18 protein-coding genes and 1 pseudogene are annotated in these 26,770 nt (G+C 65.3%); 11 read left to right on the top strand and 8 right to left on the bottom strand.

Features of this window, described 5'->3' with window-relative positions:
• Positions 1-15: 15 nt before the first annotated feature.
• The 5 genes from R2E40_RS00575 to rph all read right to left on the bottom strand — a co-directional run bounded on the left by R2E40_RS00575 (position 16) and on the right by rph (position 5,754).
• Positions 16-1,170 carry a diguanylate cyclase gene (locus tag R2E40_RS00575; RefSeq protein ID WP_017409683.1) on the bottom strand — a complete coding sequence of 385 codons (1,155 nt, stop codon included), beginning with the start codon at positions 1,168-1,170 and terminating at the stop codon, positions 16-18.
• A 126-nt stretch (positions 1,171-1,296) separates the two neighbouring features.
• The gene (gene cueR / locus R2E40_RS00570; RefSeq protein WP_010635698.1) at positions 1,297-1,686 is read right to left on the bottom strand and encodes a Cu(I)-responsive transcriptional regulator; all 390 of its coding nucleotides are present in this window, start codon (positions 1,684-1,686) and stop codon (positions 1,297-1,299) included.
• Positions 1,687-1,696: 10 nt separating this feature from the next.
• Entirely contained in the window at positions 1,697-4,129 is a 2,433-nt protein-coding gene (locus tag R2E40_RS00565) for a heavy metal translocating P-type ATPase (protein WP_318164508.1), read from the bottom strand.
• Positions 4,130-4,308: 179 nt separating this feature from the next.
• Entirely contained in the window at positions 4,309-4,962 is a 654-nt protein-coding gene (gene pyrE, locus R2E40_RS00560) for an orotate phosphoribosyltransferase (RefSeq protein ID WP_005356114.1), read from the bottom strand.
• A gap of 75 nt (positions 4,963-5,037) precedes the next feature.
• Positions 5,038-5,754, bottom strand: coding sequence for a ribonuclease PH (rph, locus tag R2E40_RS00555; protein WP_024945517.1), 717 nt, complete (start codon positions 5,752-5,754; stop codon positions 5,038-5,040).
• Positions 5,755-5,901: 147 nt separating this feature from the next.
• Here rph and R2E40_RS00550 point away from each other — a divergent pair, with 147 nt between their 5' ends.
• Positions 5,902-6,765 (top strand): YicC/YloC family endoribonuclease, encoded by an 864-nt coding sequence (locus R2E40_RS00550; RefSeq protein ID WP_042067209.1) that lies wholly within the window; start codon positions 5,902-5,904, stop codon positions 6,763-6,765.
• 50 nt (positions 6,766-6,815) lie between these two features.
• Here the strand turns inward: R2E40_RS00550 and R2E40_RS00545 are convergent, their stop codons facing one another.
• Both R2E40_RS00545 and R2E40_RS00540 read right to left on the bottom strand, forming a co-directional pair.
• Positions 6,816-8,015 carry a histidine decarboxylase gene (locus R2E40_RS00545; RefSeq protein WP_318164507.1) on the bottom strand — a complete coding sequence of 400 codons (1,200 nt, stop codon included), beginning with the start codon at positions 8,013-8,015 and terminating at the stop codon, positions 6,816-6,818.
• A gap of 66 nt (positions 8,016-8,081) precedes the next feature.
• Positions 8,082-8,324 (bottom strand): phosphopantetheine-binding protein, encoded by a 243-nt coding sequence (locus tag R2E40_RS00540; protein WP_318164506.1) that lies wholly within the window; start codon positions 8,322-8,324, stop codon positions 8,082-8,084.
• 290 nt (positions 8,325-8,614) lie between these two features.
• Between R2E40_RS00540 and R2E40_RS00535 the strand changes: the two are divergent.
• Positions 8,615-12,900: pseudogene (locus R2E40_RS00535) on the top strand (amino acid adenylation domain-containing protein).
• A gap of 66 nt (positions 12,901-12,966) precedes the next feature.
• Positions 12,967-14,271 carry a putative histamine N-monooxygenase gene (gene basC / locus R2E40_RS00530; protein WP_318165523.1) on the top strand — a complete coding sequence of 435 codons (1,305 nt, stop codon included), beginning with the start codon at positions 12,967-12,969 and terminating at the stop codon, positions 14,269-14,271.
• A 36-nt stretch (positions 14,272-14,307) separates the two neighbouring features.
• Here the strand turns inward: basC and R2E40_RS00525 are convergent, their stop codons facing one another.
• Positions 14,308-16,014 carry a condensation domain-containing protein gene (locus R2E40_RS00525; protein WP_318165522.1) on the bottom strand — a complete coding sequence of 569 codons (1,707 nt, stop codon included), beginning with the start codon at positions 16,012-16,014 and terminating at the stop codon, positions 14,308-14,310.
• A gap of 648 nt (positions 16,015-16,662) precedes the next feature.
• Between R2E40_RS00525 and R2E40_RS00520 the strand changes: the two genes are divergently transcribed.
• The 8 genes from R2E40_RS00520 to R2E40_RS00485 all read left to right on the top strand — a co-directional run bounded on the left by R2E40_RS00520 (position 16,663) and on the right by R2E40_RS00485 (position 26,753).
• The gene (locus tag R2E40_RS00520; RefSeq protein ID WP_253627211.1) at positions 16,663-17,175 is read left to right on the top strand and encodes a sigma-70 family RNA polymerase sigma factor; all 513 of its coding nucleotides are present in this window, start codon (positions 16,663-16,665) and stop codon (positions 17,173-17,175) included.
• Positions 17,176-17,290: 115 nt separating this feature from the next.
• Complete coding sequence (locus tag R2E40_RS00515; protein WP_318164505.1) at positions 17,291-19,096, top strand: ABC transporter ATP-binding protein; 1,806 nt, start codon at positions 17,291-17,293, stop codon at positions 19,094-19,096.
• The gene (locus R2E40_RS00510; protein ID WP_318164504.1) at positions 19,090-20,829 is read left to right on the top strand and encodes an ABC transporter ATP-binding protein; all 1,740 of its coding nucleotides are present in this window, start codon (positions 19,090-19,092) and stop codon (positions 20,827-20,829) included. Before R2E40_RS00515 ends, R2E40_RS00510 begins: the two co-directional genes overlap by 7 nt.
• The gene (locus R2E40_RS00505; protein ID WP_017764943.1) at positions 20,826-21,764 is read left to right on the top strand and encodes an ABC transporter permease; all 939 of its coding nucleotides are present in this window, start codon (positions 20,826-20,828) and stop codon (positions 21,762-21,764) included. The genes R2E40_RS00510 and R2E40_RS00505 overlap by 4 nt, the downstream gene beginning before the upstream one ends.
• Positions 21,765-21,775: 11 nt before the next feature.
• Positions 21,776-22,711, top strand: coding sequence for an iron chelate uptake ABC transporter family permease subunit (locus tag R2E40_RS00500; RefSeq protein ID WP_318164503.1), 936 nt, complete (start codon positions 21,776-21,778; stop codon positions 22,709-22,711).
• On the top strand, positions 22,708-23,490 hold the full coding sequence (locus tag R2E40_RS00495) for an ABC transporter ATP-binding protein (protein WP_318164502.1): 783 nt from the start codon (positions 22,708-22,710) through the stop codon (positions 23,488-23,490). The genes R2E40_RS00500 and R2E40_RS00495 overlap by 4 nt, the downstream gene beginning before the upstream one ends.
• A complete protein-coding gene (locus tag R2E40_RS00490) occupies positions 23,487-24,443 on the top strand; it encodes a siderophore ABC transporter substrate-binding protein (protein ID WP_318164501.1) in 957 nt (318 codons plus the stop codon). Before R2E40_RS00495 ends, R2E40_RS00490 begins: the two co-directional genes overlap by 4 nt.
• 129 nt (positions 24,444-24,572) lie before the next feature.
• On the top strand, positions 24,573-26,753 hold the full coding sequence (locus R2E40_RS00485) for a TonB-dependent receptor (RefSeq protein WP_318164500.1): 2,181 nt from the start codon (positions 24,573-24,575) through the stop codon (positions 26,751-26,753).
• The last annotated feature ends 17 nt before the right edge of the window (positions 26,754-26,770 follow it).

Here is a 26,770-nt window from a genome sequence, read left to right as displayed (position 1 = left end):
TCTGTCTTGTGAAACTCAGGCAACCTTACCCATCAAGGCTACTTCGATACGATCCCGCCCATTATGCTTGGCCTGGTAGAGGGCCGCATCCGCTTTTTGAATCAGCTCGCTGATGGAGAGGCTCTGATCCGGCACCAAAGTCGCCACCCCGAAGCTGCAACTGACCCGGCCGGAAACCAGGGATTTCTGATGGGGAATGCTCAAATCCTTCAGCGCCACCCGCACGTTCTCGGCGATCTGCAGCGCCCCCTGCATGCTGGTACAGGGCAACAGCAGGGCGAACTCCTCGCCGCCGTAACGGGCGGCGAGATCGTCCTCGCGCCGCTGCACTTCGGCCAGCAGGCCCGCCACCTGCTGCAGGCACTCGTCCCCCAGCTGATGGCCGTACAGGTCGTTGAATTGCTTGAAGTAGTCCACATCCACCAGCACCAGCGACAGCGGCGCCCGGGCCCGGTGACAGCGACGCCAGGCGCGCTCGAGGCAGTAGTCGAGGTGGGCCCGGTTGGCGATACCGGTCAGCCCGTCCAAGCGGGAGGTGAGCTTGAGGTGCTCGGAGACCGCCTTCAGCTCGGCCACCAGATCGGCGTTGGAGAAACGGTGGTAAAGCGAGGCTACCTGATCCCGCCGCAAGCGGCGCAGCAGGGTCGGCAGGAAGACGAACAGGTAGCCGGCCAGCATGCAGGAGACGATCCGCTCCTGCTCGTTGCCCGCCCCCAGCTCGAACAGCATGGCCAGCCCGAGCGGAAGCACGGCGCCGTAAAGCGAGCGGCGGCTGCCGAACAGCATGATGGCGCTGCCGGTGAGGATCAGGCTGGAGAGCATCATCATGGCCGCGCGATAGGTGTCGGGCAGCTTGTCCATGTAGAGCAGCACACCCAGCGCCCAGATGATGGAGGTGATGGTCACCCCGATGAAGAGCTCCCGCTCCAGCACCGGCAGCGGGATCTGCGCCAGCCTGGGCTGACGCCAGCGCAGGTGCCAGCCTCGGCAGATCAGCAGCAGCAACACCCCGGCCAGCCAGCCGAGCGCTTCGGCGGCGGGCAGGTAGTCGTGGAACAGCAGGCTCCAGCCAAGCGCCAACAGACCCAGGCAAGGCAGGCTGAATGAGGCGTGGGTATAGAGCTGGGCCATGATGGCCTGCTTCACCTGACGTGTCACACTCTGGGTCAACTGCGTACTCCCTGTACAAGAGCCGCACAGTCTACCACTACCCCTTCGGAGCCAACAATAAAACGTCCGTTATTAAGCGGTTAGTCAGTCGATGATGCCAGGCCCCGGCCTGCCGGCAGAGACGGCTCAGCCGCGCTCCAGCTCGTCGAGGATCGGGCACTCGGGGTTTTCATCCCCGTGGCAACAGCCGACCAGCCCCTCGAGGGAGCTGAGCATGGCCTGCAAGCCGGCGATGCGGGCGCGCAGATCGACGATCTTCTCCTGCGCCAGCTTCTTCACCTGGGCGCTGGTTCTGTGCTCGTCCCGATAGAGCGCCAGCAGCTCCTGGCACTCCTCCAGGTTGAAGCCGGTCTCCCGCGCCCGCTTGACGAAGCGCAGCTCGCGCAGCGCCCCCTCGGTGTAACTGCGGTAGCCGTTGTCGCTGCGGACCGGCGCCGAGATGAGGCCGATGCTCTCGTAGTAGCGAATGGTCTTGGCGGTCAGTCCCGTCGCCTTGGCTACCTTGCTGATGTTCATGGATGACTCCTTAACGGTTCGATTCTGTGCTGAGATTGTGGCTGACCTGGGCGAGAGCCCGCGGCTGCCAACGCTTCAATAGCAGGGAATTGCTCAATACTGTGATGCTGCTCAGGGCCATGGCCGCCCCCGCCAGCTCGGGGCTGAGGTAACCCAGCGCCGCCAGCGGAATGCCGATGATGTTGAACACGAAGGCCCAAAACAGATTCTGCTGGATGGTGCGCCAGGTCGCCGCCGAGATGTCGATGGCATCGGCCACCAGCCGCGGGTCAGACCGCATCAGGGTGATGGAGGCGGTCTCCATCGCCACGTCGGAGCCGGAGCCCATGGCGATCCCCACATCCGCCGCCGCCAGCGCCGGGGCGTCGTTCACCCCATCCCCCACCATGGCGACCAGCCCGCTGGTTTGCGCCCGCAGCGCCTCCACTTTTTCCACCTTGCCGGCCGGCAGGACTGAGTCGAAGGCCCCGTCCAGCCCCAGCTTGGCGGCGATATGGGCCACCGGCGCCGGCGCATCACCGCTCACCAGCCAGCTGGCGATGCCGCGCTGGCGCAGGGTGGCGATGGCATCCGGGCTCTCGGGGCGCAGGGTATCGGCCAGCGCGGCTATGCCGGCCACCACGCCGTCGATGGCCACCCAGACCCGGGTCGCGCCGTCGGCGGCTTGTTCATCCTGTTGTGGTACGTCGATGCCGAGCTGGGCCAGCAAAGATCCATTGCCGATGGCGACCGTGTGGCCGGCGACCTGACCGATAATACCGGCACCGACCCGCACCTCCACCGCCTCCGGCTGGGGCAGCGCAGCCTCCTTGCCGACCGCCTCGCGCATGGCTAGCGCCAGCGGGTGTTCACTCGCCTGCTGCAGGGCGGCGGCGAGGCGCAGTTGCTCGTCATTGCCGCTCCAGCTGGCCAGTACCGGCCGGCCCTGGGTCAGGGTACCGGTCTTGTCGAAGATCAGCGCCTTGATGGCGTGGGCCTTCTGCAGGGTATCGACATCCTTGATCAGAATGCCGTGGCGCGCCGCCACCCCGGTACCGGTGACGATGGCCGCCGGTGTCGCCAGCCCCAGCGCACAGGGACAGGCGATCACCAGCACGGCCACCGCCGCCAGCAGCGCCTGACCGAAGTCGTTGCTGATGGCGTACCACACCAGCAGGGTGAACAGGGCGATGGCCATCACCACCGGCACGAACACGGCGGAGACCTTGTCCACCAGCTGCTGCAGCGGCGCCTTGCCCATCTGGGCGTTCTCTACCAGTGCGATGATCTTGCTGAGGCTGGAGTCCTCCCCCACCGTGGTGGCTTCAATTTCCAGCACGCCGGAGCGGTTGATGGCACCGCCCAGCACCTTGTCACCCTCACCGCGGGGCACCGGCAGGCTCTCGCCGGTGAGGATCGACTCGTCCAGCTCGCTGGCGCCGCTCACGATTCTGCCGTCCACCGGCACCCGCTCACCCACCAGTACCCGCAGCCGATCGCCGCGCAGCACCTCGTCGATGGCGACGCTCTGCCACGTTTCGCCACGCCAGACGGTGGCGGTTTCCGGCCGCAGCGCCATCAGTTCGCGAATGGCGGACTGGGTGCTGCGCCTGGCCCGTGCCTCCAGCAACTTGCCGAGGGAGATCAGGGTGATGATGATGGCGCTCGCCTCGAAATAGAGCTGGCCGCTCGCGGCCATCCCCAGCGTCAGCAGTAAATAGAGGCTGTAGAAGTAGGCCGCACTGGTACCTGTTGCCACCAACACATCCATATTGGCGGAGCGGTTCTTGATGGCGAGCCAAGCACCGCGATAGAAACGGGCGCCGATCCAGAACTGCACCGGGGTGGCGAGCACCAGCTCCAGCCAGGCGGGCAGATGCCAGGGCAGCAGACCGGCCATGGCCAGCATGCCCGCCAGCAGCGGCAGGGTCAGCAGGGCCGAGACGATGACCCGGGTCTGAGCCTGACGGGCGCTGGCCACCTCCTGCGCTTCCCGCTCCAGCAACTGCTGACGGCGACCGCTGGTCGAGCCCTGCGCCAGCTGGGCGCCAAAGCCGAGCGCCTCGATCTGCTCGCGCAGGGCGGCGGGCGTCTGCATCCCGGGTACCAGCACAATACGGGCCTGCTCGATGGAGAAGTTGACGTCGGCGGAGATGACACCGGGCAGCGCCGCCAGCATCTTGTTCAGGCGGGCCGAGCAACCGGCACAGGTCATGCCGGTGATCTGAAACAGTATGGTCTCGCTGCCGTAGTCGTAACCCTGCGCCTTGATGCTCTCCAGCACCGCAGGCAGGCGGTCAGGGCTGGCCAGGTCGATGGCGGCTTGCTCCAGGGCGAAGTTGACGGTGGCCTCTACCCCCTCCAGCTTGTTGAGGGCGGTCGTGATGCGGCCGGCACAGTTGGCGCAGCTCATGCCGCTGAGCGGCAACTGCAGATGAATGGGTGATTGAAGATGAGTGGTCATGTTGTTCCTCCCCGGAACCAGTCGGCCAGAATGAGCGCCGACCAACAAACCCTAACCTTTACTGTAAGGGTAAGCTCAAGCCACATCATCCACTTTTTGCAGATGAAAAAACGGCGCCCGTTTGCTGCCAAAGAGCCAACGGGCGCCGCCTTCAACTATTGCGCGGTGTGAACTGCGACTCAGATGCCGTACTGGGCGCGGTAAGCCTTCATCGCAGCCAGTTGTGCCGCCAGCTCCGGCTGCTCAGCCTGCTTCTCTTCCAGATAAGCGATCAGGTCGCTCATCTGGATGATGGCGATGATGTGGGCGCCGTAGTCACGCTCCACTTCCTGAATGGCAGAGAGCTCGCCCTTGCCCTTCTCCTGACGGTCCAGCGCGATCAGTACGCCGGCCAGCGAGGCGCCGTTGGCCTGGATCAGATCCATGGATTCACGGATGGCGGTACCAGCGGTGATGACATCGTCCACCAGCATGATGCGCCCCTTGAGCGGGCTGCCCACCAGATTGCCGCCCTCGCCGTGATCTTTGGCCTCCTTGCGGTTGAAGCACCAGGGCACGTCCACGTCGTGCTGCTCCACCAGCTGCACTGCGGTGGCGGAAGCGATGGGGATCCCCTTGTAGGCCGGGCCAAACAGCACATCGAACTCGATACCGGCATCCATCAGGGCGGCGGCATAGAAGCGGCCGAGACGGGCCAGATCGCGGCCGCTGTTGAACAGGCCGGCGTTGAAGAAGTAGGGGCTTTTACGACCGGATTTCAGGGTAAACTCACCGAATTTGAGGACCTGCTTCTCCAGGGCGAACTCGATAAATTGACGCTGGTAGGCTTTCATTCTGGCTCCTTGCTTGGCTTGTCGTTGTCTTGCGTGGGGGTATAAAAAAACGCGGTCAATGCCGCGTTTTTAAAATCAGGAGAGCGACTGCTTCTGCAGCGCGATGATGTCGGCGATGCCGCCCTTGGCGAGCGCCAGCATCTCCAGCAGCTCTTCATGGGTGAAGGGTTCGGCCTCCGCGGTGCCCTGCACCTCGATGATGCGACCATCTTCGGTCATCACCACGTTCATGTCGGTCTCGGCAGCGGAGTCTTCGATGTACTCCAGATCGCAGATGGCTTCCCCTTCATACATACCGACGGAGACGGCAGCGATCATCTGCTTGAGCGGGCTCTGCTTGAGCATGCCCTTCTCGACCATCCAGTTCAGCGCGTCCACCAGCGCCACGCAGGCACCTGTGATGGCGGCGGTGCGGGTACCGCCGTCGGCCTGCAGTACGTCGCAGTCAACGGTAATGGAGTGCTCGCCCAGCGCAGTCAGGTCTACCGCCGCGCGCAGGGAGCGGGCGATCAGCCGGGAGATCTCCAGAGTGCGGCCGCTCTGCTTGCCGGAGGCCGCTTCGCGGTTCATCCGGGAGTGGGTGGAGCGCGGCAGCATGCCGTACTCGGCAGTGACCCAGCCCTGATTCTTCCCTTTCAGGAAGCGCGGCACGCTGGTGTCGACGCTGGCGGTGCAGAGCACGCGGGTGTTGCCGAATTCCACCAGCACGGACCCTTCAGCATGCTTGGTGAAGTGGCGGGTAATGGTGACCGGACGAAGCTGCGCGGCAGTGCGATCGCTGGGACGTGACATGGGACGGACCTCTGGGCTGGCTCAAATTGGCGGGCGATTATAAGTGATCCCGCCCCAAATATCAGCCGCTAAAACCACGCTGTCGGCTGACGGAGCAGGCCTGGCTGAGTATACTGGCCCCACACTTCATCAAGCTCGGAACAATCAATGATTCACAGCATGACCGCCTACGCCCGCAAGGAACTCAAGGGCGACTGGGGCACAGCCGTTTGGGAAATTCGTTCGGTCAACCAGCGCTATCTGGAGACCTACATTCGCCTGCCGGAACAACTGCGCAGCCTGGAGCCGGTTCTGCGTGAGCGCTTCCGCGCCAAGCTGCAGCGCGGCAAGGTGGAGTGCAACCTGCGCTTTGAGGCCGCCCAAGCCGCTGCCAGCCAGCTGCACATCAATGAAGAGCTGGCCAGGCTCATAATCGACAGCGCCAACTGGGTGATGAAAGAGGCGGGCCAGGGCCAGCTCAACCCGGTCGACGTGCTGCGCTGGCCAGGCGTGATGGCTGCCGCCGAGCAGGACATGGATGCGGTCGCCACCGAGCTGCTGGGCGGGTTTGACCTGACCATGGAAGATTTCCTCGCCTCCCGCGCCAGCGAAGGGGCCAACCTCAAGGCCCTGATCGAACAGCGTCTGGCCGGCATTCAGGTAGAAGTGAAGAAGGTGCGCGTGCACCTGCCGCAGATCATCGAGTGGCAGCGCCAGAAGCTCACCGACCGTCTGGCCGAAGCCAAGGTGGAGCTGGATCCGGCCCGCATCGAGCAGGAGATCGTGCTGCTTGCCCAGAAGATCGACGTGGCCGAAGAGCTGGATCGCCTGGAGATGCACATCAGCGAGACCAACAAGATCATGAAGAAGGGTGGCGCCTGTGGCCGTCGTCTCGACTTCATGATGCAGGAGTTCAACCGCGAGTCGAACACCCTCGGCTCCAAGTCGATCAACGCCGAGGTGACCCAGTCCGCCGTCGAGCTGAAGGTGCTCATCGAGCAGATGCGCGAGCAGATCCAGAACATCGAATGATACCGGTTCGATAGCGTGAAAAAGCCATTGGAGACAATGGCTTTTTCTTTTTATGCGGAGCAGGCGAGCACAGGGAGCGCGCAGGCGGTGGGCCCGGCCGCCGGGCCGAGATCCCGCGCTATGTCGCGGATCACCGCATCCAGCTGATGAAGGCTGTGATGATGAGGCAGAGTAATGAGGTGGGAATGCTCACCCGAGGTCGCCAGGCAATGGCGCTTCCAGGTGCGCTCCGAGGGGCGCGGGAAGACCACGGTAATGGAGTGCGGATGCCGCCAGGCCGGCACCCCCTGCTGATTCAGCCGCTCCACCAGCTGCTGGGCCATGGCCAGACAGTGCCTGGTCCGCTCGCGCCACTGGGCCGGCGTCCGTCCCTTGATGGCGGCCCACATCAACAGGGGCGTGAAGCCGTTGCGCGATCCGCTGATGGTCTGATCGCTGGCCGAGATATAGTCCACCTCTACCGCAATCCGATCTACCAGATGACGCCTGACCAGCACGATGCCGCACGGGATCGGCGACCCCATCATCTTGTGGCCCGAGACACTGATGGAATCGATGCCGTCGGCAAATGAAAAGGCCGGCGCATCGTCCAGAAATGGTAGGATCATGCCGCTCAAAGCAGCATCCGCGTGCAGATAGTAGTCCTGACGGGGAATGCCGATGGCCGACAGCCGCCGTTGAATGGCATCGATATCGTCGACCGCCCCCTTCATGGTGGTACCGATATTGGCAAATATGATGGGATGACGCTCGCCATCACCCACTATCTGGTCTGCCAACTTATCGCAGTCTATTTCCCCGCTGGGCAGTGTGGGAATTTCCTTGGCCTTGATCCGCAGCAACCTGATTATTTTGGCAACCGAATAGTGTGTCTCTTGTGAATAATAGAGGGTGCCTTCAGGAAACAACTCTCTGGCAAGATAACAGCCAAACATATTGCCTTCGGTGCCGCCATTGGTCACATAACCCCAGCTCTGCTCTGGCGGGATTGAAAATAGCGATGAGAAATAGTTCATGACCTCTCGCTCAAATTCGAAGGTATTGAGCAAATAATTTCCAGGCGCCCCCCAGTCGCCACAGTTATTGATAGAAAACTGTAAAAACTTGTGTAGCTGGGAATAATCAAAGTCGGCAGCCTCCGGATAACCGACATTGAAATACTGATGGGCAAGGCAGAACTGCCAAAACTGCTCGAGCCTGTGCTGATCTTCTGCTGACAGCGTCATGATGATGTCCGTGACGAGCGCCATGACCTGGCGCCGCCCTTGCTGAATGATAAGAGCAATACGTGAAATTAATTAAATATATACAGCCTGTTAGGCCGCCGTTGGTGAGCCGCTCAGGAGCGCCCACCAGGCTGACAAGGTGGGCCTGCGCGCCAGCTCGTCAAAGCCGACATTGACCCCCTGCGCCTTCAGCTCCGCGCTAAAGCGCATGATGCTGAGGGAATCCAGCCCATACAGCACCAGGCTCTCCTCCGGATCCAGCTCCCCCTCCTCCACCAAACTCTGTACTCGTTCATTCAACCACTCACGGGTCATGAATGTTGGCCTGCTCATGTTATTTCCTCACTGTCTGTCATGGTTATTTCTAGTCGTGATTTTTTAATCAACGCCCCCACCCAATTGCTGAAAACTGGCTCGGCGGCTGCCAGAAAAGAGGTCCCGTTATACCGTTCTTAAATACCGTCCAGGGTCATCTCTTGCCACGACTGATGCCAATTTAATTAAGCGACTTATCGATATAACCATATGGGTTGACGGATTAAATTAATCTTGAAATGAAAATCATTCTCACCTTTAAATATATAAACAACGAAACACGACAAGTTGTCAACGCCATGAATGAGATGAAAGAACTGACCGCGATGCAGGCGGCTTGCTGGATGGGACGCAGCGCGCATGCTCATCTGGGGGGCGTCAGTGCCCACCTCTACGCCGAGTTTGACGGCCCGGCCCTCGATCTGGCGCGCCTGCACGGTGCGCTGGAACGTCTCTATCAGGCGCACCCCATGCTGTGCCTGACCGTCACCCGGGACGGCGCCCAGACGCTGGGTGACCCTACCCCTGTCGTGCTGGAGATAGATGATTTCCGCTCCCTGAGCGGCCAGCCGCTGGCCGATGCCCTGGCCCACAAGCGGCAGGAGTGGACCCACCAGCAACTCGATCTGAACCGGGGTCAGGCGGCCCGCTTCTCCGTCACCCGACTGGCAGACCAGCGCCAGCGGCTGCACATCGACACCGACATGATGGCCGTCGACCCCTCCAGCGTACGGATCCTGCTCGCCGATCTGGCCCAATGGTACGAAGAGCCGGAGTGGACACCGCCGCCAGCCCCCTCGTTTTTTGCCTGGCACGAGGCGGTGCAGACACGCCTGCGCGCGCGCCGGGAACAGGATCGGCAGTGGTGGCGACAACAACTGCCAGCGTTGGCGCCGGCGCCCGCCCTGCCGACCACTCCGCAGCAGGCGCCCCCCGCCAGCGAGCGTCTCAGCGCCACCCTGGATGCCGCCACCTGCCAGGCCCTCACCACCCTGGCACGGCAGCGGCGCCTGACCCTCTCCAGCCTGATGCTGGGCATCTTCGCCCACGCGCTGGGCAAGGCCACCGGCGACAGACGTTTTCGCCTCAATGTCCCCTTCTTCTGGCGCGAGCCCGTGCTCGGCAACGAGCAGCGGATCGTCGGCGAGTTCGCCAACCTCACCCTGGTGGACGTGGATCTTGACCAGGCCGGCACGCTGGATGCGCTGTGTCGTCAACTGGCGGCCCAATGGCACCAGCGCCTCGGGCACGGCGCCTATTCCGGCGTGGCGGTGATGCGCGATCTCTCCCGCCACCACGGCTCGGCCCAGTTGGCCCCCATCGTCTTCACCGCCGCCCTGGATCTGGAAGGGGGCTCGCTGTTTGACGAACGGGTGCACAGGATCTTCGGCGCCATGAACTGGGTCATCTCCCAGGGCCCCCAGGTGGCGCTGGATGCCCAGCTGGTGCGCCTGCGCGGCGAACTGCTCATCAACTGGGACGTCCGCCTCGATGCCCTGCCGCGCCCCTGGATCACCGCACTCTTCGACGATCTGGTGGCACAACTGCGCCAGCTGGCACGGGATCCCGCCCTGCTCGACACCCAGCTGCATCGCCGCCGAGAGGCCCCCCTGACGCCGCTGCAGCAGGCCTACCTGCTCGGGCGCACCACCCAGTTTCCGCTCGGGGGCGTGGCCATGCAGGAGTACCGGGAGTACCGCGGCAAGATGGAGCCGGCGCTGCTGCGTTCCCGCCTGCGGGAGATGGTACAGCGCCACGATGCGCTGCGTACCCGCATCGATGCCGACCGTCTGGTACAGATCGTCGATGACGAGGCGCGTCTCAATCTGCACGAGCAGGACCTGCGTCATCTGACGGAAGAGGAGGTGGCACCCAAGCTCGCTCGCCACCGGGAGGCATACAGCCATGCCCTGTTCGACCTGACGCAATCCCCCTGGGATCTGACCCTGCTGCACCTGCCGGGAGACGAGCTGGTCGCCTTCGTGCGCATCGATGCCCTGATCCTGGATGGACACGCCATCGCTACCCTGATGTGCGAGCTGTTCGAAGGGATAGTGGCCCCTGAGCTGCCCTCCCCGCCCGCTCACGAGCCCACGGCGGCGCAGCGGGAGCAGGCCGGGGACTACTGGCGGCGCAAGCTGGCCAGGCTGGAGGGGCCACCGCGCCTGCCCTGGACGCAGCCGCTCGAAAGTCTGCGCAGTGCCCGCTACGCACGCCAGCGGCAACGCATACCTGCCGGGCAGGCGCGCTCTACAAGCTGGGCGCCCGCCAGCACCTGTTCAAGAACACCACCCTGATGGCCGTCATCCTGGAGGTGCTCTCCCATTGGCGCGACGAGGGGGATCTCTGCGTGGCCGTGCCGGTGGCCCCGCCTCCCGGCGGGCCGCTGACCAACCGATCCAGCTTTATCGCCCTCACCTGGCAGCCCGCGGAGGGCACCCTGCTGGAGCGGGCCCACATCCTACAGCAGGACGTCATGGAGGGGCTGGATCGGCTCGCGTTCTCCGGGGTCGATATCGCCCGCCAGCTGGTGGAAACCCATGGCGGCGGGCCCGCCCTGCCCGTGGTGATCACCAACGGGCTGGCCTGGCCGGTGGCCGCGCCAGAGAGTCCCATGCAGTGGCAAGGGGGGCTGACCCAGACACCCCAGGTCGCCATGGACATCCGCATCAGCCAGCAGGCTGACGGCACTCTGGTGCTCGACATCGACTATGCCAGCGAGGCCCTGGAGGCCGCGCTGGTGAGCGATCTGCTCGCGGCCATGGCACATGCCGTGGCCCGGCTGGCGGAGGGCAAGGGATTTCACCTCCCGGATCTGCTCACCCCCACCCATGCCCGTCACAACAGCCTGCCGGACGCCGCCTGCCACACGGACTTCTTGCAGCGCATCGCCGATCGCCTGTTCCATTCGCAGCACGAGGCTGTGGCCCTGATCCAGGGGGAGCGACAGCTCAGCTACCGGGAGCTCGGCCACGGCGTGGGGCGCGTGATGCATGCCCTGAGCGAGGCCGGCATCGGGCCCGGGCAGGTCGTCGCCATCTGCCTGCCGCGCAGTCCCGAGCACACCATGGTGACCCTGGCCTGCGCCCTCAGCGGCATCATCTGGGTGCCCGTCGATGCCGCCTCGCCAGCCGAACGCCGCCATTATCTGCTCGACAACTGCTGCCCCGACCTGGTGGTGGCAGAGCCAGGTGCAGAGACGAGCCACCCCACGCTGACCCCGGCCAACCTGCTGGCCGGCTCCGACGCCCCCCTCGGCACGCCCTGGGCTGGGCGCAGTGCCCACACCACGCCGGCCTACTACCTCTATACCTCCGGCACCACGGGGCGCCCCAAGTGCGTGGTGCTGAGCAACCAGGCCACTGCCAACGTGATCGGCAGCACCCTGCAGCGCTGGGACATTACAGAGCAGGACAGGTTTCTCTCCGTCACCCCGCTGCACCACGACATGTCGGTCTTCGACGTGTTTGGCTGCCTGACCGCCGGCGCCACCCTGGTGCTGCCGGAGTCCGGTGCAGACAAGGATGCGGTGCACTGGGGCCGGCTCATCGCGCGGCACGGCGTCACCCTCTGGTGTTCGGTGCCGGCCATGCTGGAGATGCTGCTCGCCTGCCACCCGGCCGACACGCTGCAGAGTCTGCGGCTCGTCGCCCAGGGGGGGGATTACATCAAGCCGGGCATCATAGAACGCCTGCGCACCGGCCTGCCTGCCACCCGCCTCTTCTCCCTCGGCGGGCCGACCGAAACCACCATCTGGAGCATCTGGCACGAGATAACCACGGACGACCGGCAGCGCATCCCCTACGGCACACCGCTGCCGGGCAATGCCTACTGGCTGCTGGACGAGCGCGGCGAACACTGCCCGCTCGGAGTGGCGGGCCGCATCCATACCAGCGGCATCAACCTGGCCCTCGGCTACCTCGAACAGGGGCAGCTCGTCCAGACCGACTTCGTCACCCTCACCGATGACAAGGGCCAACCGGTGCGTGCGTTTCGCACCGGCGACCGGGGCCGCTACCGCCGCGATGGCACCCTGCTGTTCGACAGCCGGGTCAACGGTTACATCAAGGTGCGCGGGGTGCGTGTCTCGCTGCCCGACGTCGAGAGTGCCCTCATCACCCATCCGGCCCTCGCCCAGGTGCTGGTGGTGGAGTACGGCGACGAGCGGCAGGGAGAGCTGGGGATCGGGCTGCTCTACGTCTGCGCCACCGGCCACCGGCTGGACCCGGCCGCCCTGCGCGAGTTTGCCCGGACGCGGTTGCCGGCCTCCCATGTGCCGACCCGGGCCCTGGCCGTCGCGCAGTTGCCCCTCACCGCCAACGGCAAGCCGGACAGGCCCGCCGCTCGCACCCTGCTGGCGCAACCCGCCCCCCGTCACGGGGTGATCGACATCTATCTGGAGGTGCTGGGCGCGGCGCCGGGCAGTGCCGATAGCCGGCAGCCCTTTACCGCGCTGGGGCTGCGGCCCCAACACTTGAAGACCATTTCGGCCCGGCTGCGCGAACGCTTTGCCGTGGAGCTGTCGCCGGGCCAGCTGCTGGCCTGCCGCACGGCGGCCGACGTCGAGGGGTTGCTGGCCAGCCTGCACGCCTGACCCTGCGCCCCGGCATAGCCGGGGCGCATCACCTTTCTTTTGGGAGTGTTTATGGAGACCACACACGTGGATATCGCCGGGGTCGGCATCGGCCCCTTCAACCTGGGGCTGGCGGCCCTGCTGGACCGGCATCCCGAGCTGAGCGGGGTGTTTCTGGACCGCAAACCGGCCTTCAGCTGGCACCAGGGGCTCCTGCTGCCGGGCACCACGCTGCAGGTGCCCTTCCTGGCCGATCTGGTCACCCTGGCCGATCCGACCCATCCGCTGAGCTACCTCAACTACCTGCACCGGCACGACCGGCTCTATCCCTTCTACTACTACGACCACTTCCAGATCCCGCGCCGCGAGTATGACCACTACTGCCGCTGGGCCGCCGAGCAGCTCCCCAGCTGCCGTTTCGGCGAAGAGGTGGTGGCGGTGCATTACGATGCGGGCAAGGAGCGTTTCTGCCTCGAGAGCCGCGACGCCGGCGGCCGGGCCCGCCACTACCAGAGCCGTGATCTGGCCATCGGCATCGGCACCCGTCCGGCCCTACCGAGCTGGGCGCAGGGCATTGATCACCCCAATCTGCTGCACTCCGCCGACTTCCTGCACGCCAGGGAGCGCCTGGCCGCCAACCGCCGGGTGACCGTGGTCGGCTCGGGGCAGAGTGCGGCCGAGTGCGTGCTGGCTCTGTTCCAGACGCTCACGCCGGAGCGGGTGGCCGCCGGGGCGGCCATCCAGTGGATCACCCGGGCCCCCGGCTTCCACCCCATGGAGTACTCCAAGCTGGGGCAGGAGTGCTTCACCCCCGGCTACATGGACTATTTCCAGCGCATCCCGCGGGAGAAACGGCGCGCCATCGTGGCCGGACAGGGGATGCTCTACAAGGGGATCAGCTTCGCGACCATAGGCGCCCTGTTCGATCTCATCTACGAGCGCTCCATCGGCGGCCAGACACCCGGGCTGACCCTCTTCTCCAGTTGCAACGTAGAAGCGGCCGAAGCGCTGAGCGACGGTGCCCTGCGCCTGACCTGTCACCACACCCAGCTCGATCAGCGCTGCACTCTCGAGGCCGATGCCGTGGTGGCTGCCACCGGCTATGCCCATGCCTGGCCCGCCTGGTTCGAGCAACTGAAGGGCGAGGTGCTGGCCGTGGACCAGCAGGGGGACTGTATAATGCAGGAGGACTTCACTGCCCGCCGCGCCGATCGGGGCACAGGCCGGATCTTCATCCACAACGCCGACATCTTCCAGCAGGGGGTAGGCTCGCCGGATCTGGGGCTCGGGCCCAACCGCAATGCCCGCATCCTCAACCAGCTGCTGGGCCGCGCCCACTACCACCTGCCCGCCCGCACCACCTTCCAGCACTACGGTCTGCCGACCGACTGAGCCAAACTGTGAGCCCCCTTGCGGGGGCTCACGCCATCACACCTGTGGGGCCAGGGCCGCGAGCGGGCTGGCGGTCCCCTCCCGCATCAGCCGTTCGAGCAACCGGTCAAGCAGGGTGCAGAGGGTTTGTACCTGGGCCGGGCTGTAGCGACCATCCCGGTAGGTGATGACCAGCCGCAGCCGCCGTTCATCGTCCAGCACATCCTCCATGATCTCGAACTGCAGGCCGAACATGGTTTCGGTCTTGTCCGCATCGATCTGGCGGTAGCGCAGCCCCTCGCCCGCCGGGGTCGGCAAACGGCCGTTGAGGGCATTGCTGGCGTGGATCTGGATGTAGACGTCGAACAGCAAGCCGTCGGCCGGCGTCATGCCCAATCCCTGCTGGATCTGTTCGAGCGGCACGTCCGCGTAGCAGAGTGAGTCGTTGATGGTGCGGGTCACCTGACGCAGCAGATCGCCAAACCGGGTGGTCGCGGCAAACGACACCCGATGCGCCACCATGGTAGTGAAATAGCCCACCGAGTCGAAGAAGGCGGGATCGGTGCGCCCCGAGGTCGAGGTACCGATCAGGATCTCCTCGGCCTGACCCAACTGGTGCAAGGAGAGGGCGATGGCCGTGTACATCAGGGTAAAGAGGGAGGCATCGTGGCCACGGGCCAGCTCATAGAGCCGGGCCAGCGTGCCCTCGGCCGGCAGCCACTCGTGCCAGCGGGCGGCCCAGGTCTCCCCCTGCAGGGGCATCACCGGCAAGGGAGGACGGCGGGATGCCGGCACGGCGCCGTGCAGCAGGCGAGTCCAGTAAGCAAGATGCGTCTCGTTGATACCATCCGCCGCCTGCCGGCGAGCAAAATCATGAAACGCCGGCGCCGGAGCATCCCAGCGGGGAGCGACCCCGGCGGCACGAGCCAGATAAGCCTGGGCCAGCTCCCCCATCATCAGGTTGATGGACCACTCGTCCACCACCATGTGGTGCACCAGCAAGGAGAGCTGCTGGCGCCCCGTGGCCGGATCGCGCAGGAAACGGATCCGCAGCGGCAGCTCCCGGGTCAGATCGAAGCGATGGGCCGCTGCGTCGGCCAGAGTCATTCCCTTCGACTCGGCACTACCCCAGAACCAGCGATAGCCAGCCAGCTGATCGACCGGGAGAATACGTTGCCGCACCTCGCCATCCTGCGTCATGAACAGGGTCCGCAAGCTGGCGTGGCGCTCGATAATATCGGCAAAGGCCTGACCAAACAGGGGCTCGTCCACCTCGTCAATAAAATCGAGGGCAAACGGCAGATTAAAAATGGTGCCAAAGTCGTGGGCTTCATAGGCCCGCCACAGAGAGGCCTGCGCCAGAGCGAGCGGAGCCGGTGCCCTGTTATTTTCCAAAACGGCTTCCTGTAATGAAGCCTGCTCTGATATCACGGCCTTGCGTGCCAGGGCAGCCGCCGTCGGCGATTCAAAAAAGTCGTTGAAGCGGCACTCTATGCCGTGCTCGCTCAGTAATTTACCAATAATTCTGGTCGCCAACAGGGAGTGACCACCATTATCAAAAAAGTCATCATCCGGTCCCATATCGGGCGATGACAAGGCACGGCGAAATTCCTCAAGAATAATCCGTGAAATATTCCTGCCGGCATCATGAGCAGGGGCACAAGAGGCTGATTCGGCAAGGTGTGTCGGGGATGCTACCAGCAGCGGCGTTTGTCCGGCCTGACCAGTAGCCAACCGATCGTAATGCTTCTTCAGCGCCGCCATCAGGGTCTGTGGCGAGCCATGTTCCGCAAGCACAGGATGCAGCACCAAGGCCAGTACCACACTGCTTTCTTCGTTGATAATCAATGCCTTGAAAGGCGGTTGGCGGGCACTGTCCCAGGGTGCATGCTGCACTCGCCGTACCAGCTCATCCACCTCGTCAGCCACCAGACGATGAAATTCCAGACAGGGATACCAGCCATTTATCTGATATTTAAATAGATCGCCATCGGCACTGAAAAAATAACGGGCATTGAGTTCCGGCTGCTCCTTTATTAATAACTCGACACTCAATATCAACAGCGAAATATCAATATCGTCAGGGAGCGGCCAACACATCACCTGTTTAATTATCTGCTCGGGCTGCTGCTGTTGTAACAACCAGCAGCTCTCTTCATGGGTACTGACAGGCAGCTCAAGCAGCCCCTCATTATGGAATTGCAGCAAAAGCCATCTCCTTCTCTGTGGAAATATAACCCTGTGAATAACGTCTGTTTTATTTGAAATAACTACGGACGCATGCCCCTCCCCCCTAATTGGCGGGAAAGGCATTGCGATATATCGATGAACACGATACCGTGCAAATGATTACCATAATGATTTTCATTCTCAAATAAAAATAACACGAGGTTCAGGAGAGAAATCGTGGAAATGGGCACAGGCTCCTTCCAGGCGCAGTTGCATCGTCTGTATCAGGAACATCACGGATGGCTCTGCTCGCTGCTAAGACGCAGGTTGGGCAATAGCTGCGACGCCGCGGATCTGGCACACGACATTTACCTTCAGCTGCTGCGTAAGGGGCATATTCCCTCCGCGGCTGAGTGCCGTCGCCACCTGATGCAGATAGCCAAGGGCAAGGTGATCGATCTCTATCGCCGGCGCGCGCTGGAGGCACGCTACCTAGAGCAGCAGAGCTACCAAGCCGACGCTCAAGCCCCCTCGGAAGAGCTGCGCGCCATGCAGCGCGAGGCGCTGGGAGCCGTCGCATCGGCCCTGCAACGCCAGTCTCCCAAGATACGCCAGGCCCTGCTGCTCTCCCGCCTCGGCGGCCTCGGCTATCAGGACATCGCCAGCCAGTTGCAGGTGTCCGTTTCATCGGTCGAGAAGTATATCGCCCAGGGTGTGCAAAGCTGCCATCGCAGTCGGCCCGGCGGCGGCATCTGACCAGGATGGGGGAAATGAAAAAGATTCATTTGAGGTTTTTTGTCCCCCGTACGGAAAACCACAGAGATCCGGTCGCTCGTCGCGGCCACCATCACTTCACCGTGGAGAAATAGCCATGAAGGCAGACGATGTGCAGTGCCCCGAGGCCAATGCTGGCGGGCCCATCAGCCGCGTGCTGGCCCCCATTCGCGGCCACCTGATCGCCGCCGCCCTGCTGGCGGCCATCGGCGCCATGCTGACCCTGGTCCCGCTGGCCGGGATCGCCCACCTGGCGGGCTTGATGCTGGCCGATGCCGCCGTGCCAGGCGACACGATCACCACAGTGCTCGGGGTCAGCCTGGCCAGCCTGTTCGCCGGCATGATCCTGCTCAGCGCCGGCGATCTGGTGGCCCACCTGGCCGACAACTGCATCACCGGCCAGCTGCGCCTGGCCCTGACCCGGCGGCTGGCCCGGGTGCCCCTCGGCTGGTTCACTGCCCGCGCCTCGGGAGAGGTCAAACAGGCGATGCAGGACGACATCGGCACCCTGCACAGCCTGACGGCCCACTTCTACACCACCCTGGGCCGCTGCAGCGGCGCTGTACTCATCTCCCTGATCTACCTCTTCGCCATGGACTGGCGGATGGCCCTCATCGCCCTCTCTCCCTTCCCGCTCTTCTTCCTGTTCTCCGCCCGCGCCCACCGCGCCAGCGCCGCCAACATGCAGCAGTTCGGCGCCGGCATGGCTCGCATCAACAACGCCGTGGTGGAGTTCGTGAGCGGCATCCCCGTGGTCAAGGCCTTCGGCGTACAGGGCCGGCTGCATACCAGCTACCGCAACGCCATCGATGACTTTGCCCGCGCCTTCACCGACTTCACCCGTCCGCTGGTCGCGGCCATGGCCAACGCCAATGCCATCATGGCCCCCGCCTCGGTCCTCGGGGTGGTGCTGGCCGGCGCCGTGGTGATGGTGCGAACGGGCGCCATGGTGCCGGCCGAGGTGCTGCCCTTTGTGCTGGTCGCACCGGGGCTGTGCGCCCCCCTGATGCTGCTGAGCTACCTCAAGCACGATCTCGGCAGCGCCACCGCGGCCGCCGAACGGCTCCACGGCCTGCTCGCCACTCCGGTATTGACGGAGCCCGCCGCCGGCACCGGTTTGCAGCCGGCCGACAACACCCTGCGCCTCGAGCAGGTGAGCTACCGCTACGACGACCAGACCCCGGTGCTCAGCGAGCTGACCGTCACCCTGACCCCGGGCACGGTCACCGCCATCGTCGGCGCCTCCGGGGCCGGCAAATCGACCCTGGCCAGACTGCTGTTGCGCTTCTTCGACCCGAGCGAGGGGCGCATCACCCTGGGCGGAGTGGACCTGCGCGATCTCGAAAGCCGCGCGCTCTATCGCCACATCGGCTTCGTGCTGCAAGAGGTGCGCCTGGTGCACGCCAGCCTGCACGACAACATCGCCCTCGGCCGCCCCGGCGCCAGCCGCCAGGAGGTCGAGGCCGCCGCGCGCCGCGCCAACATCCACGACCGCATTCTGGCCCTGCCGCGGGGCTACGACGCCGTGGTCGGCGAGGACGCCAACCTCTCCGGCGGCGAGCTGCAACGGGTCAGCATCGCCCGCGCCCTGCTGCTCGACCCGCCGGTACTGGTGCTCGACGAGGCCACCGCCGCCGCCGATGCCGACAACGAGGTGAAGCTGCAGCAGGCGCTCTCCACCTTCGCCCGTGGCCGCACCCTAGTCGTCATCGCCCACCGGCTCGACACCGTGATGCACGCCGACCGGATCCTGGTGCTCGACAACGGCGTCCTGTGCGAACAGGGACGCCACCACGAACTGCTGGCCCGCCGCGGCCGCTATGCCCGCCTGTGGGAACAGGGGGGATACGACACTCCCACCCCGACCCATATCCCTCATCAGGAGGCCGTCTCCACATGCTGAACACCTTCCTGCGCCTGCTCGGCGACGATGCCGTCCTGCTGCGCCGCTACGGCCTGCTGGCCCTGCTCTACGGGCTGCTCTGCGGCCTGACCCTGGTCTGCCTCATCCCGGTGCTCACACACCTGCTGCGTGCCGAGACCGACGCCGCCACCGGCTGGCTGCTGGTGCAGCTGATCGGCGTGCTGCTCTGCTGGAACCTGCGCCGCCGGGTGGAAAAGGCTGGCATCGCCGTAGGGATCGCGGTGCTGCGCACCGGTCGCCACGCCCTGGGCGAGCACGTGGGCAGCCTGCCCATCGGCTGGTTCACCCCGGCCAACACAGCCCGCCTCAACCACCTGGCCTCGCAAGGCATGATGGAGCTGGCCCAGCTGCCGGCCCACGTCTTCACCCCCCTGCTCAGCGGGGTGATCACCCCGCTGGTGGTGCTGGTGGCCCTGTTTGCCCTCGATGTGCAGCTTGGCCTGATCGCCCTGATCGCCCTGCCGCTGCTGGTGGCTGTCTTCCTGCTCACCACCCGCCTCAACCAGCACGCCGACCAGACCTTCCACCAGCATGCCGCCGATACCAGCCAGCGCATGGTGGAGTTTGCCCAGGCCCAGTCGGTGCTGCGCGCCTTCAACGGCGAGCAGGGGGGCACCCGCTTCCTCGAGCAGGCCATCGCCCAGCAGCAAGCCTCCGGCAGGCAGCTGATCCGGCTCACCGCCCTGGCCTCGGGGCTCAACGTCTGGGCGGTGCAAGCCTGCTTTGCCACCCTGTTGCTGGTGGCCGCCCAGCACCTGGGCGGTGCCGACAAGGAGAGCCTGATCGCCGCCCTGGTGACCCTGGTGCTCATCAACCGCTTCATCGATCCCCTGCTCGACGTGGCCGGCTACAGCGACGTGCTGCGCGGTGCCCGTGCCCAGCTGGCTGCCCTGCAAACCATGTTCGACTACCCGGCCCAGCCGCAGCCGGTTACTCCTGCCGCCCCGCTGGATGGCTCAGTGGTGCTGCGCGGGGTGCACTTTGGCTATGACCCGGCCCACCCACAGGTGCTCAAGGGGGTGGATCTGGCGGTGGCGCCCGGCAGCATGACGGCGCTGGTCGGCGCCTCTGGCTCGGGCAAGAGCACTGTGTTGCGGCTCATCGCCCGCTTCTTCGACGTCGACGAGGGGGCCGTGCTGGTGGGAGGGGTGGACGTGCGCGCCATGAGCGGGGAGACCCTGGCCCGCCACATCAGCCAGATCTTCCAGGATGCCTACCTGTTCCAGGGCACCATTGCCGACAACATCCGCATCGGCAAGCCCGAGGCCAGCGACGCCGAGCTGCTGCATGCCGCCCATCAGGCCGGGGTGAGCGAGATCGTCGAGCGCCTGCCGCTCGGGCTCGACACCCAGGTCGGCGAGGGTGGCGCGCGCCTCTCGGGGGGCGAGCGCCAGCGGATCGCCATCGCTCGTGCCCTGCTCAAGGACGCCCCCATCCTGCTGGTGGATGAGGCCACCGCCGCGCTGGATGCGGAAAACCAGGCCGCCATCACAGAGACGCTGGCCCGGCTGCGGGGCAAACGCACCCTGATCGTCATCGCCCACCAGCTCTCGACCGTGGCCATGGCCGATCAGATAGTGGTGCTCGACGATGGCATGGTGTGCGAGCAGGGCCCCCACGCCGTTCTCAGCCGCCAGCCGGGGTGCTATGCCCACTTCCTGGCGCAGCGCGCCAGCGCCAAGGGGTGGCGCCTGACCGGAGAGGACGCGTGAGGGCGCTCCTGCTGCCGGCGACCCTGCTGGTGCTGGCCGCATGCTCCCTGCTGATCGGGGCCCGCCCCCTCCCGCTGGCGGAGCTCTTCGCCGGGGATGGCCTGCTCACCCTCACCGCCAGTCGCCTGCCGCGGCTGGCGGCGGTGCTGTTGACCGGCGCCGGGCTGGCGGTGGCCGGCGTCATCCTGCAGCAGATAGTGCAGAACCGCTTTGTCGAGCCCGCCACCTCCGGCGGGCTCGACGCCGCCAAGCTCGGCATCCTGATCGCCCTGACCCAGCTGCCCGCCGCCGGCACCACCGGCCGCATGCTGGTGGCGCTCGCCTTCTGCTTTGCCGCCAGCCTGCTGTTCATCGTCATAGTGCGCCGCATCCGCTTCAAGAATACCGTGCTGATCCCGGTGATCGGGCTCATGTATGGCAGCGTGCTGAGCGCCCTCGCCGAGTTCTACGCCTACCAGCACAACATCCTGCAGAGTATCCAGGGCTGGATGCTGGGGGACTTTTCCAAGGTGGTCGAGGGCAACTACGAGATCATCTACCTCATTCTGCCCATCACCCTGCTGACCTATCTCTACGCCCACCGCTTCACCGTGCTCGGCATGGGGGAGGAGGCCGCCGCCAGCCTGGGGCTCGGGTACTCGGCCACCGCCACCCTCGGCCTGCTGCTGGTGGCGGTCACCGTGGCCGCCACCGTCATCACGGTCGGCGCCATCCCCTTCGTCGGGCTGGTGATCCCCAATCTGGTGGTGCTGCGCCACGGCCAGCACCTGAGAAAGACCCTGCCGCTGGTGGCCCTCTACGGTGCCCTGCTACTGCTGGCGTGCGACCTGCTGAGCCGGCTGCTGATCCACCCCTTCGAGGTGCCCATCGGGCTCACCGCCGGCAGCCTCGGCGGCGTGCTGTTCCTGCTGCTGATCCTCTGGCAGCGCCGATGAGAGAGACTCTTATGCGTTACGGGATCTGGGGGCTGCTGGCCCTGCTCACCGCGACCTTTGTGCTGTTCGGGTCGGATCTCGACACCGGCTACATCATCCCCCAGCGGCTGCTGCGCCTGGCCGCCATCACAGTCGCCGGCGTCTGCATCGCGGTCTCGGCCATCAGCTTCCAGACCCTGGCGGGCAACCGTATCCTGACCCCCGCCATCATGGGGTACGAGGCGGTCTATCTGCTGCTGCAAGCCCTGCTGGTGCTGCTGCTCGGCAGCCAGAGCCTGCTGCTGCTCGGGCGCGAGGAGAACGGCGTGCTGTCGCTGCTGCTGATGCTGGGGTACTCGGCCATCATCCACCGCTGGCTGTTCCGGCCCGGGCAGACCGACCTGTTCCAGTTGCTGCTGACGGGGCTGGTGCTGACCATGGTGTTTGGCACCCTGACCCAGTTTGTCCAGCTCAAGACCAGTCCGGGGGAGTTCGCCATCCTGCAGGGGTTCGGCTATGCCTCGTTCAACCGGGCCCAGCCGCTGGAGCTGCTGATGGGGGGCGGCCTGGTCGCCCTGATCTGTCTCGTCATCGCCCGCCGCCAGGCCGAGCTCGACGTGCTGGCGCTCGGGCGCGAGCAGGCCAGCTCGCTCGGGGTGGATTACCGGCGGGCGGTACGCCTGCACCTGGCGCTCATCGCCGTGCTGGTGGCCGTCTCCACCAGCCTGGTCGGCCCCACCGCCTTCATGGGGGTGTTCGTGGCCAACATCAGCTATGCCCTGGCGCGCACCTTCCGCCATCGGGTCACCCTGCCGCTCGGCTGCGCCATCGCCATCGCGCTCTTCATCCTGGCCCAGTTCCTGGTGGAGCAGATCTTCAACTACCGCACCACGGTCAGCATCCTCATCAACCTGGTGTGCGGCACCTACTTCCTCGCCCTGATGGTCAAAACCAGAGGATCGCCATGATCTCCCTCGAACAGGTTCACCAGCACTACGGCGATCGTGCCGTCCTGCGCGACATCACCGTCGACTTCCCGGCCGGTCGGGTCACCTCGCTGATCGGCCCCAACGGCGCCGGCAAGAGCACCCTGCTGATGGCCATGGCCCGCCTGCTGCCCATCAGCCAGGGGCGGATACGCCTGGGGGACACCGACCTCCACCGTTTCAGCGCCCGTGACTACGCCAAGCGGGTCGCCACCCTGCGCCAGTCGCCGGACGTGGGGCTGCGACTGACGGTCGACGAGCTGGTCGCCTTCGGCCGCTTCCCCTACAGCCAAGGCAACCTGACCCGGGAAGACCGCATCGCGGTCGACGAGGCCATCGACTTTCTCTCCCTCGCTCCCCTGCGCCGGGCCTACCTCGACGAGCTGAGCGGCGGGCAGCGGCAGCTGGCCTACCTCGCCATGACCGTCGCCCAGCAGACCGACTGCCTGCTGCTCGACGAGCCCCTCAACAACCTCGACATGAAGCACGCGGTGCAGCTGATGCAGGCGATCCGCCGCCTCAGCGACGAGCAGGGGCGCACCCTGATCCTGGTGGTGCACGACATCAACTTCGCCGCCAACTATTCCGACCACATCGTCGCCATGAAGGGGGGCGAGCTTGCGGGCAGTGGCCCGGTCGCCGAGATGGTCACCCCGGCCAACCTGGAGGCGCTCTACGACCTGCGCTTCGACATACTGCCGAGCCAGCGCGGCCTGCTGTGCAACTACTTCAACCCAACCCCGTCTGGAGAATTGTTATGAGGATCAATACGCTCACCGCCGTGCTGCTGGCCGCCATCGCAGGGCTCACCGGCTGCGACGCGCCCAGGGAGCAAGCCACCACCGGAGCCGACGGCACCGTGGTCACCGTGACCCACCAGCTCGGCACCACCCGGGTCGTTACCCCGCCCAAGCGGGTGGTGGCCTTTGACATGAGCGAACTCGATACCCTGGATCAGCTGCAGGCCCCGGTGGCCGGCATCGCCAAGGATTACGTGGCACACTTCCTGCAGCGTTACCGGGACGACCCGGCCGTGATGGATGTGGGCACCACCATCCAGCCCAACCTGGAGCGGCTGCACAAACTCAAGCCGGATCTTATCCTCATCTCCCCCCTGCAGGCCCAAAGCTACGAGGCGTTGAGCCAGATAGCCCCGACCCTGCACTACGACATCGACATGACCAACCGCGACGGCCACATCCTGGAGGCCGCCAAGGCCCACCTGCTCACCCTCGGCACCCTGCTCGGCCAGGAAGCGCTGGCCAAAGAGAAGGTGCAGCAGATGGACGCCAAGATCGCCGAGGTGCAGGCGCTGACGCGGGATCGCCCGGAAAGAGCGCTGATCGTGCTGCACAACAACGGCGCCTTCACCGCCTATGGCACCCAATCCCGCTACGGCTTCCTGTTCGACACCCTGGGGGTCAAGCCGGCCGGATTGGAGCGGGATACCGGCCTGCACGGTCAACCCATCTCCAACGAGTTCATCCAGCAGGCCGACCCGGACATCCTGTTCGTCATCGACCGCACCGCCGTGATGGAGCGACGCACAGCCATCGACGCTGGCACCCTGGACAACCCGCTGCTGCGCCAGACCAAGGCGTGGCGCAACGGCAAGGTACGCTTCGTCGACCCCGAAACCTGGTACCTCTGCACCGCCAGCTTCACCTGCCTGAACCGCATCGCCGACGAGGTGATGTCCGCCTATCGCAGCTGATCCCCCGTGCCCGGCCCACGCCGGGCACCAATACGCAAATGAGAGTTATTTTTATTTGAGGATTTAAGAGTGTCATCCGGAAAGCATAAGGAGACAAAAACGCACTCCTCACCCTGAAAGGAATCCTGCATGCAGACATTGCACTCATCCTCCCTTGCCGTGCCGCGCCACGGACTCTCCCGCCTGACGCTGGCCATCCTGGCCGGCCTGCAACTGGGCAGCGCCTGGGCCGCTCCGGCTCCCCGTGAAGAAGCCGCCCCCCGTCCCGACGAGGTCGTCGTGGTGGAGGGTCGCAAGGCCTATGCCGGCGGCCAGGTCGCCGCCGACAACCGGGTCGGCCTGCTCGGCAACAAACCCTTCCTGGAGACGCCGTTCAACACGGTGAGCTACACCGAGGAGTACATCGAGGATCGCCAGGCCCAGGACATAGGCGCCGTGGCCGGTGCCACCAACCCCTCGGTCTATGTGCCGAGCAAGCGCAGCCTGTTCGAGACCTTCTACATCCGCGGCTTCAACACCAACGCCAACGACATCACCTTCAACGGCCTCATCGGCATGGCACCGAACATGCGCAGTTCCACCGAGATGGCCGCGCGGGTCGACGTGCTCAAGGGGCCCTCGGTACTGCTCAACGGCATGCCGCCGGATGGCAGCGTGGGCGGCAACATCAACATAGTGCCCAAGCGCGCCGGCAAGACCCCCCTGGCCAAGGTCACCGCCAGCAATGAATCGGACGGCCTCGGCGGTGTTCACCTGGACCTGGGCCGCCGCTTCGGTGAAGAGCAGCTGTGGGGGGTGCGCTTCAACGGTGTCTATCGGGACGGAGACACCGCGGTCAACGACCAGCAGCACAAGATGGAACTCACCTCGGTCGGGCTGGACTGGCGCGGTGAGCGGGCCCGCGCCTCGGCCGACCTCTACCGTCAGCACGAGCGGGTGGACGGGGTGAACTACTTCGGCATCTTCTCGGTCGCCAGCCAGGTAACCCAGCTGCCCGAGCCCAAGCGTGGTGACTACTCCCTAGCACCGGCCTGGGCCTACACCATCAACGACACCAAGGCCGCCGTGCTGCGTGCCGAGTATGACCTGACCGACAACCTCACCGCCTTCATCGCCTGGGGCCAGCGTGACGGTGGCTACAGCGCCCTCATCACCCGCAACACCCTGCTCAACGACGCCGGCGACATCAATGCCATGGCGGCCCGCTCCGAGCGGGACGGCACCCAACGCTCCGGCGAGGCGGGTCTGCGCGGCACCTTCGGCACCGGCCCGGTCGATCACGCCTGGTCGCTGGCCGCCACCCGCTACACCTCGGAGCAGACCTTCCGGGACAAGATGTTCTTCAACCACGCCATGACCAACTACGACCGGCTGGACTTCGGGCCCGCGCCGGATCTCGCCGGGTACGGTGCCGTCACCTCGCGCAGCGAGGCAACCCTGGCGAGCGTGGCACTGGTCGATACCCTCTCCTTCCTCGATGGCGACCTGCAGTGGACCCTGGGGGCCCGCCGCCAGACGGTCGAGAGCAGCAACTTCAACGGCAGCGGCGACCAGACCGCCCGCTACGAGGAGAGCCGGGTCTCGCCCGCCACCACCTTGCTGGTCAAGCTGCGCGACGATTTCGCCGTCTACACCAACTACATCGAGGGGTTGAGTCAGGGGGGCGCGGCGCCGAACACCGCCAGCAATGCCGGCGAGATCATGAAGCCCTATCAGACCAAGCAGTATGAGGTCGGTGCCAAGCTGGATCTGGGCCACTTCGCCCACACCCTGAGCCTGTTCCAGATCGCCAAGCCAAGCGCCTACACAGACCCCAGCTCCAACGTCTACGGGGTCTACGGGGAACAGCGCAACCGCGGCATCGAGTGGGATCTGTTCGGCGAGCTCACCCCTGAGCTGCGCCTGCTGGGCGGGGCCTCCTACACCCAGGCTGAGCTGACCAAGGCGCTCAACGAGAGCAACGTCGGCCACCAGGCCACCGGGGTGCCCAAGTGGATGGCCAAGCTCGGCGCCGAGTACGATCTGGCCGCCGTGCCGGGGCTGACCCTGACCGGCAACACCCAGTTCATCGGCGAGCGCTTCGTCACCGATGACAACCGCCTCTCGCTGCCCTCCTACACCACCTTCGACCTGGGGGCCCGCTACACCCTGCGGATCGCCGATCACGCGCTGACCGTGCGGGCCGCGGTGCAGAACCTCACCGGGCGCGACTACTGGATCGGCTCCTGGTCCGGCGGCGACGGCAGCGGCCTCTCCGGCGGCCTGGGGGCGCCACGCACCTTCCAGCTCTCCACCTCGCTCACCTTCTAAGCAGCAGAAAAGCCATT

The sequence above is a fragment of the Aeromonas sp. CD genome (assembly GCF_033349375.1).
GTDB lineage: Bacteria > Pseudomonadota > Gammaproteobacteria > Enterobacterales > Aeromonadaceae > Aeromonas > Aeromonas hydrophila.
The sequence above is the reverse complement of the archived record's forward strand: the minus strand, read 5'-3'. Positions and strand labels throughout refer to the sequence as shown.